This is a genomic window from Actinoplanes awajinensis subsp. mycoplanecinus (assembly GCF_001509495.1).
GTDB classification, from domain to species: Bacteria; Actinomycetota; Actinomycetes; order Mycobacteriales; family Micromonosporaceae; genus Actinoplanes; species Actinoplanes palleronii.
Genome location: NZ_LLZH01000006.1, coordinates 26,226 through 33,800, shown reverse-complemented (window position 1 = coordinate 33,800; position 7,575 = coordinate 26,226). Strand labels below are relative to the sequence as shown.

Here is a 7,575-nt window from a genome sequence, read left to right as displayed (position 1 = left end):
TCTCCACCCATCCCCAAAAGGACAGGCCGAGGTAATGCCATTATTGGCACTGGCTTATCAAGCACCCTGTTGAGTTCTCAAAGAACAACCGCACACCTTGAACCGTTCCGCTCTCGCGGCCCGTTCCCCGGGGCACTCGTTCAACATTACTAGGTCTTCGTGGCGTTGTCAACCGGTTAATCCCGGTTGCTACCGTTCTGACCTGGTACGCACCCTCGTACTGGGCCCGCAGCGAACCACGGTCCCAAGATCAGAGGATTTGGTAGGACGGCCGCTAGCGGTTCTACCCGCTTGCCTCGCCCGTTTCCCTACCGGCTCGCAAAACATTACCCGCTGGTTTCCAGCTCCTCCAAATCGGGGTCTAGTGTCCCGCGTCTCCCCAGGTCAGCGCAGGGAAATCGGAAAGATGAAGGAGGCGCCGCCCGAAGGCGGCACCTCACCGAACCCCGCCTCAGGAGGCGACGAGGGCCTTCATCGCGTCCCCGAGCCCCCGGTGGAACGTCGGGTAGGCCCAGATCTGGCTGAGCAGGGTCGAGATCGGCACCTCCGCGTGCACCGCGACCGACACCGCCCCGATCATCTCGCCGCCTGACTGCCCCGCTGTCGTGCCGCCGACCAGCACTCCCCGGTCGGCGTCCGCGATCAGCTTGAGGAACCCCTCGTTGCCCGGCCCGTGGATGAACCCCCGGGAGGTCTGGTTCAACGGCACGTATCCGACCCGCACGTTCAGTCCCGCGTCCCGGGCCTGTTGCTCGGTCATCCCGACCGCGCCGATCTCCGGGTCCAGGAACGTGACCCGCGGCCGGGCCCGGTAGTCCGCGGCCGGCCCGCCCTGGCCGAGGATGTCGCGCACCGCGACATCCGCCTCGTACATCGCCATGTGGGTGAACGCGCCGTTGCCGGTGACGTCACCGACCGCCCACACCTTCTCGCCGGCGCGCATCCACTCGTCGGTGGTCAGGAAGCGGGCCGCCGGGTCGAGGCCGGCGTGCTCCAGGCCGAGCTCGCCGAGCCGGGCCGCCCGGCCGGTGGCGACGAGCAGTTTCTCCCCGGTCAGCACGCTGCCGTCGGAGAGCGTCACCTGGAACGAGCCGTCGTGCGCCACCTTCTGGGCGCGAACCCCGGTGACCACGCGCACCCCGTCGGCGGCCAGGGCGGCCGCGGCCACCTCGGAGGATTCCGGCTCCTCCATCGCGAGCACCCGCGTCGAACCCTCGATCACGGTCACCGCGACGCCGAACCTCGCGTACGCCTGGGCCAGCTCGCACCCGATCGCCCCGCCACCCAGCACCAGCATCGACTCGGGGAGTGTGGCCGCTTCGACGGCCTCCCGGTTCGTCCAGTACGGCGTACCGGAAAGTCCCTCGATCGGCGGGACCACCGCGACCGTCCCGGTGGCGATGACGATGCCGCGCGTAGCGGCGTACTCCTGATCCCCGACCCGGATGCGGCCGGGAGCGGTGATGCTCGCCGTGCCCCGGACGAACGTCCCGCCCTTGCCGGTGAACCGGTCCACCGCGACCTTGTCGTTCCAGTCGTCGGTGGCCTCGTCCCGGATCCGCTTCGCGACCGGGGCCCAGTCCGGCTCGACCGTCGACTTCCCGGCGAGGCCGGGGATCCGGCGCGCTTCGGCCAGCGCGTTCCCGGCCCGGACCATGATCTTGGTGGGGATGCAGCCCCAGTACGGACACTCGCCGCCGACCAGCCGGTTCTCGACGCCGATCACGTTCAGGCCGGCTGCGGCCAGACGGCCGGCGACCTCCTCGCCGCCGACACCGAGGCCGACGACCACCACGTCCACTTGCCGCGCTTCAGACATGCGCCCAGCTAAGCAGAAACAGCGCGAGCCGTTCTCTCATGTGCGTTCCGGCGGAACCGATTCTGAACCTACGCGGAAGCGGAAACACCGAGTAACGGACGGCCATGAGACGAGCGTTGGCTGGCGCTCATCCCATGGCCGTCCGCTCGTGGAACGGGAGCGTTCCCAAACCGGATTCGGGCAGCTCCGTCCTGGGTAAGCGACGCGAGGTCCACCGGTGAGACGTTTTGACGGACGCAACCAAACCGGTGGACCTCACATCATCACCACCGGGCCGGCCAGGCGGAACAACACACCCGGCGAGCCCGGCGGAGCTCAGTCCCGCAGCCAGACCGCCTCGTCCCGATGTGACTCCAACGGTCCGGGATAGTCGAGGCCGCGGCGCACCGAATCGGGTAGTCGCCAGGGCTGGTGCACGGCTGCCCCGTCGATGTCCTTCAGTTCCGGTACGTAGCGCCGAACGTACACGCCCTCCGCATCGAAACGCTGAGCTTGGCGAATCGGGTTGAACTTGCGGAACGGCCGGGTGTCGTTCCCGGTTCCGGCGGTCCACTGCCAGTTGCCGGAGTTGTTCGGCACGTCCCCGTCGAGCAGCCAGCGGAAGAACCACTGCACGCCGGGACGCCAGTCGATGCCCAAGTGCTTGGTCAGGAACGACGCGGTGATCAGCCGGGCGCGGTTGTGCATCCAGCCCTCGGCGCGCAGCTGGCGCATCCCGGCGTCGACGATCGGGACACCTGTCGTCCCGTCCCGCCAGTGCTGGAGGCCGTCCTCGTCGTACCGCCACTCGGTGTCGGCCTTCGCGCGCATCGGCTCGGTGGAGAGGGTCGGGAAGGCCGCGGTGACCTGGTAGTAGAAGTCCCGCCAGCAGAGTTGACGCAGGAAGGCCTGCGCGCCGGGTGAGTCGTCGGCCTTCGCGGCGAGTGCCACTTCGAGCGGGGAGAGACAGCCGAAGCGCAGGTAGGCACTCAACCGGCTGGTGTTGTCGGCGGCCATATCGTCGTGATCATCGTCGTACCGTGAAATCTGTCCCTGCCAAGCGCGGAGCCGGCGGCGGCCCTCGGTCTCGCCGCCGGGGATCGCATCGGGTGACTCGCCGGCGGGCAGCGAGGGCAGGCGGCCCGGCGCGACACCGGACGGCATCGCGATCGTGCGCGGGCTGACGACCGATGCGCGCCATGCGGCACGTTCCCAGGATTTGAAGTACGGCGTGAAGACCCGGTACGACGCACCGCCCCCACCCGGCCGCACCGCTCCGGGTGGCAGCACCGTCACGCCCGGCGCGATCTCCACCGGCAGCCGCTCATCGCGCAGCCGCCCCTCACGCCGCTGGGCATAAGCGGACACGTCACCCGCGACCATCACCGACGACGCGTCCACCTCCGCGGCCAGTCTCGCCGTCTCGGCCACCGGGTCGCCCTCCCGGATCACCAGGTCGGCGCCCCGGTCCCGGAGGTTCTGCCGCAGATCGGCGAGGCTCTGGTGGAGGAACCGCAGCCGGTTGGCGGAGATCCCGCTCAGCTTCGGGTCGAGCACGAAGAGCGGCACCACCTGATCCGCGCCGACGAGCAGCGGATTGTCGTGGACCCGCAGGTCACGGGTGAACAACGCGATCCGGGTACCCACCTCAGGCCGCCAGCCGGACCGGAGTGCCGGGCCGGGTGAGCAGGCTGCGGACCGCGACCGCGGCCCGCCGGCGGTTCGGCACCGTGGCGCGGCGCGCGAAGACGTCGTAGCCCGCCGACTCGATCTCGTCGAGGATGCCGCCGTAGAGCTGGAACGCGGTGCGCATGCAGGCCTGCGAGGCCGGCTCGAGCAGCGGGATGCCGGGGGCGGCAGCCGCGTAGTGCACGCGGGCCCGGCCCACCTCGGCGCGGATCAGCGCGCGGATCGCCGGGGTGGCCACCCCGGCGGCGAGCTCCTCGGGGGTGACGCCGAACTCGGCGAGGTGCTCCTGCGGCAGGTAGATCCGGCCGCGGGCGGTGTCCTCGGCGACGTCCCGGATGAAGTTGGTGAGCTGGAACGCGAAGCCGAGCTGGCGGGCCGGTTCGCGGGCGGCCACCGGGTCGGAGGAGCCCAGGATCGGCAGCATCATCGTGCCGATCACCGCGGCCGAGCCTTCCATGTAGTCGAGCAGGTCGGCATAGGTCGGGTAGCTGGTCACGGTCAGGTCCATGGCCATGCTGCGCAGGAACTTCTCGAAATCGTCAAGGTCCAGCCCGAAGACGGCGATGGTGTGCAGGACGGCCGGGAGCAGCGGGTCGTCGACGTCCTCCCCCCGCAGGCCGGCCAGGAACCCGGCGGACCAGGCGGTCAGCTCCGCGGAGCGCGCCGCGGGCGATTGCAGCTCGGTCCGGTCGACGATCTCGTCGGCGAACCGGGTGAATCCATACAGAGCGTGCACATGACGGCGCTTCCAGGCCGGTAGTAACCGGGTCGCCAGGTAATACGTGCGTCCGTGCTCGCGGTGCAGGTCACGGCAGCGCGCATAGGCGGCAGCCAGATCGGTATCCATCCCGGTCCTCCCGGTAAATCGACGCACGAATCGACGCAACTTCCGAAAGTTAGGGTACGGTACTGAGCGTGGCCAATGACACCCTCGAGGGAAATCGCCGTCTTGGGGCGATACCCCGGCAACCGGCCTCCCACACCGGTCTGATCAGCGCCGTCGAGGGAACCCTCGCCGACTTCCTCGCCCCGCAGATCGCCGCGCTGGACGCCATCGATCCGTCCCTCGGCGGATTCGGGCGCACCGCTCGCGACCTGGTGATGGCCGGTGGGAAGCGGCTGCGGCCGACGTTCGCGTACTGGGGATGGCGCGGCGTCGCCCGTCCCGGCACTCCTTCCGAGCCGCTGCTGCCGGCTCTCGGCGCGCTCGAGCTGATGCACACGTTCGCCCTGGTCCACGACGACCTGATGGACGACTCGGACACCCGGCGCGGCCGGCCCACCGCCCATCGGATCTTCGGGGCCCGGCACGGCGCCCGGTTCGGCACGTCGGCCGCGGTGCTGGTCGGCGACCTCTGCCTGATCTGGGCCGACCAGCTGCTGGCCCGCACCCCGCTGCCACCGGCCACCCTGCTCGAGGTCCGCTCCCGGTACGACCGGATGCGCATCGAAGCCGTCGCCGGGCAGTACCTGGACGTGCTCGGCGAGACCGATCCGGAGTCCTGGTCGGTGGAGCGGGCCCTGCTGGTCGCCCGGCACAAGACGGCCAGCTACACGGTGCAGTGGCCGCTCGACTTCGGGCTGGCGCTCGCCGAGGTGGAGGACGCCGAGGTGGCCGAGGCGTACCAGGTCTACGGCATCGCCGTCGGCGAGGCCTTCCAGCTGCGGGACGACCTGCTCGGCGTGTTCGGCGACCCGACGATCACCGGGAAGCCGGCCGGTGACGACCTGAGCACCGGCAAGCCCACCGCACTGCTCATGCTGGCCCAGCGGATGGCCACCCCGGCCCAACGCGACGAGCTGGCCACCGCCGAGATCGGCCGCAAGGCGCAGATCATCGCGGAGACCGGCGCGCCGGCCCGGGTCGAGGAGATGATCCGGGCTCGGGTCACCGAGGGCCTCACCGCACTGGCCTCGGCGCCGATCGACAGCGAGGCCCGGAGCGAACTGATCGAGCTGGCCACCGTGGCGACACAGCGCCCGGCATGATGAACCCCCTCCGTCGTTCCCCTCTTTCTCATCCCTTTGGAGTCACGACGTGCGCACCGTCAGCGGACCTACCGATCGCGTCGTCATAGTCGGCGCCGGCCTGGCCGGCCTGTCCTGTGCCTTGCACCTGGCCGCGGCCGGGCGCGAGGTCACGGTCGTGGAACGGGAGAAGGTGCCGGGCGGGCGGGCCGGACGGCTCTCCGTCGACGGCTTCGAGTTCGACACCGGGCCGACCGTGCTGACCATGCCGGAACTGATCGAGGAGCCGCTCGCGGCGGTCGGCGAGAAACTCTCCGACTGGCTGGAGCTGACGCCGGTGGATCCGGCGTACCGGGCGTACTACCCGGACGGCTCCACCCTTGACGTGCGCTCCGACACCACCCGGATGGCGGCCGAGATCGCCCGGGTCTGCGGCGCCCGGGAGGCCGACGGCTACCTGCGGTTCGTCGACTTCACCCGGAACCTCTGGCAGCTGGAACGCGACCACTTCATCGACCGGAACCTGGACAGCCCGGTCGACCTGCTCAGCCTGAACCTGCTGAAGCTGCTCGGCATGGGCGCGTTCCGCAAGCTCCAGCCGAAGATCAACGACTACTTCCGTGATCCGCGGACCCAGCGGATCTTCTCGTTCCAGGCGATGTATGCCGGGCTCGCGCCGCACGACGCGCTGGCGATCTACGCGGTGATCGCGTACCTCGACTCGGTGGTCGGCGTGTTCTACCCCAAGGGCGGGATGCACGCGGTGCCGAAGGCCTTGGCCGGGGCGGCCGAGAAACACGGCGTCACGTTCCGCTACGACACCACCGTCGAGCGGGTGATCACCCAGAACGGCCGGGCGACCGGGGTGGTCACCGCCGCCGGCGAGCGGATTTCGGCGGACGTCGTCGTACTCAATCCTGATCTTCCGATCGCCTACCGCGACCTGCTCCCGGCCCGGCGCCAGCGCCGCCTCCGCTACTCGCCGTCCTGCGTGGTCCTGCACATCGGCTCGAACCAGGCCTACGGCAAGATCGCACACCACAACATCCATTTCGGTACGACGTGGAAGCGCACCTTCGACGAGGTGATCAACAAGGGGCTGCTGATGAGTGACCCGTCACTGCTAGTCACCAACCCGACCCGCACCGATCCGGCGGCCGCCCCGGCCGGCAAGCAGACCTATTACGTGCTCGCGCCCGCGCCCAACCTGGAGGCCGGCCCGATGGACTGGCGCGGCGGGCTGGGCGAGCGCTACGCCGACGAGCTGCTGCGCACGCTGGAACAGCGCGGATACATCGGATTCCGGGACGGTGTCGAGGTCGAAAGGATCATCACGCCGGCCGACTGGGCCGACGACGGGATGGCCGCCGGCACGCCGTTCGCCGCCGCGCACACGTTCGCCCAGACCGGACCGTTCCGGCCGTCGAACCTGCACCCGACGCTACCGAACGTGGTCTTCACCGGTTCGGGGACACAACCCGGTGTCGGCGTGCCGATGGTGCTCATCTCCGGAAAGCTGGCCGCCAGCCGGATCACAAGGGGAGTCTCATGAGCACCCGCGAACAACACCTCGTCGAACTCGTCGACGCCGACGGGCGTGCCCTCGGCTCGGCCACCGTCGCCGACGCGCATCAGGAACCCGGGCGGCTGCACCGGGCATTTTCGGTCTTCTTGCGGAACGCCGAGGGCGAGGTGCTGCTGCAGCAGCGGGCCGCGGTCAAGACCCGCTTCCCGCTGCGCTGGGGAAACACCTGCTGCGGCCATCCCGAGCCGGGCGAGACGGTCACGACCGCGGCCGGTCGCCGTCTTCAAGAAGAGCTTTCGGTACGAGGTGTCGAGCTGACCGAGGTCGGCGTCTACGCGTACCGGGCTGCGGATCCGGCCACCGGCCGGGTCGAGCACGAATACGACCACGTGCTGCTCGGATACCTGCCGGACGGGGTCGCGCCCGAGCCGGACCCGACCGAGGTGGCAACGCTGCGCTGGGTCTCGCCGTCGGCGCTGCGCGCTGAGATCTCCGCCGCGCCGGAGAAGTACGCCCCGTGGTTGCCGGGCGTGCTCGAGGTTCTCGCGGAGCGATCGGTTGGCCGATGAGAGTGGTTCGCCACCTTCCTCGCCGC

6 protein-coding genes are annotated in these 7,575 nt (G+C 69.8%); 3 read left to right on the top strand and 3 right to left on the bottom strand.

The window, feature by feature from the left end:
* Positions 1 to 451 precede the first annotated feature (451 nt).
* The 3 genes from ADL15_RS02580 to ADL15_RS02570 form a co-directional block, all read right to left on the bottom strand.
* On the bottom strand, positions 452 to 1,819 hold the full coding sequence (locus ADL15_RS02580) for a dihydrolipoyl dehydrogenase family protein (RefSeq protein ID WP_067684739.1): 1,368 nt from the start codon (positions 1,817 to 1,819) through the stop codon (positions 452 to 454).
* Positions 1,820 to 2,134: 315 nt separating this feature from the next.
* Positions 2,135 to 3,445 (bottom strand): cryptochrome/photolyase family protein, encoded by a 1,311-nt coding sequence (locus tag ADL15_RS02575; protein ID WP_067684736.1) that lies wholly within the window; start codon positions 3,443 to 3,445, stop codon positions 2,135 to 2,137.
* Position 3,446: 1 nt separating this feature from the next.
* Positions 3,447 to 4,334 carry a phytoene/squalene synthase family protein gene (locus tag ADL15_RS02570; protein ID WP_067684735.1) on the bottom strand — a complete coding sequence of 296 codons (888 nt, stop codon included), beginning with the start codon at positions 4,332 to 4,334 and terminating at the stop codon, positions 3,447 to 3,449.
* Between the two features lie 68 nt (positions 4,335 to 4,402).
* On the opposite strand from ADL15_RS02570, the gene ADL15_RS02565 reads away from it, so the two are divergent.
* Genes ADL15_RS02565 through idi form a run of 3 tightly spaced genes read left to right on the top strand, consistent with a single transcriptional unit; the run spans position 4,403 to position 7,549 of the window.
* Complete coding sequence (locus ADL15_RS02565; RefSeq protein ID WP_067684733.1) at positions 4,403 to 5,476, top strand: polyprenyl synthetase family protein; 1,074 nt, start codon at positions 4,403 to 4,405, stop codon at positions 5,474 to 5,476.
* A 49-nt stretch (positions 5,477 to 5,525) separates the two neighbouring features.
* On the top strand, positions 5,526 to 7,007 hold the full coding sequence (gene crtI / locus ADL15_RS02560) for a phytoene desaturase family protein (protein ID WP_067684731.1): 1,482 nt from the start codon (positions 5,526 to 5,528) through the stop codon (positions 7,005 to 7,007).
* Complete coding sequence (gene idi, locus ADL15_RS02555; RefSeq protein WP_067684729.1) at positions 7,004 to 7,549, top strand: isopentenyl-diphosphate Delta-isomerase; 546 nt, start codon at positions 7,004 to 7,006, stop codon at positions 7,547 to 7,549. Before crtI ends, idi begins: the two co-directional genes overlap by 4 nt.
* Positions 7,550 to 7,575 lie beyond the last annotated feature (26 nt).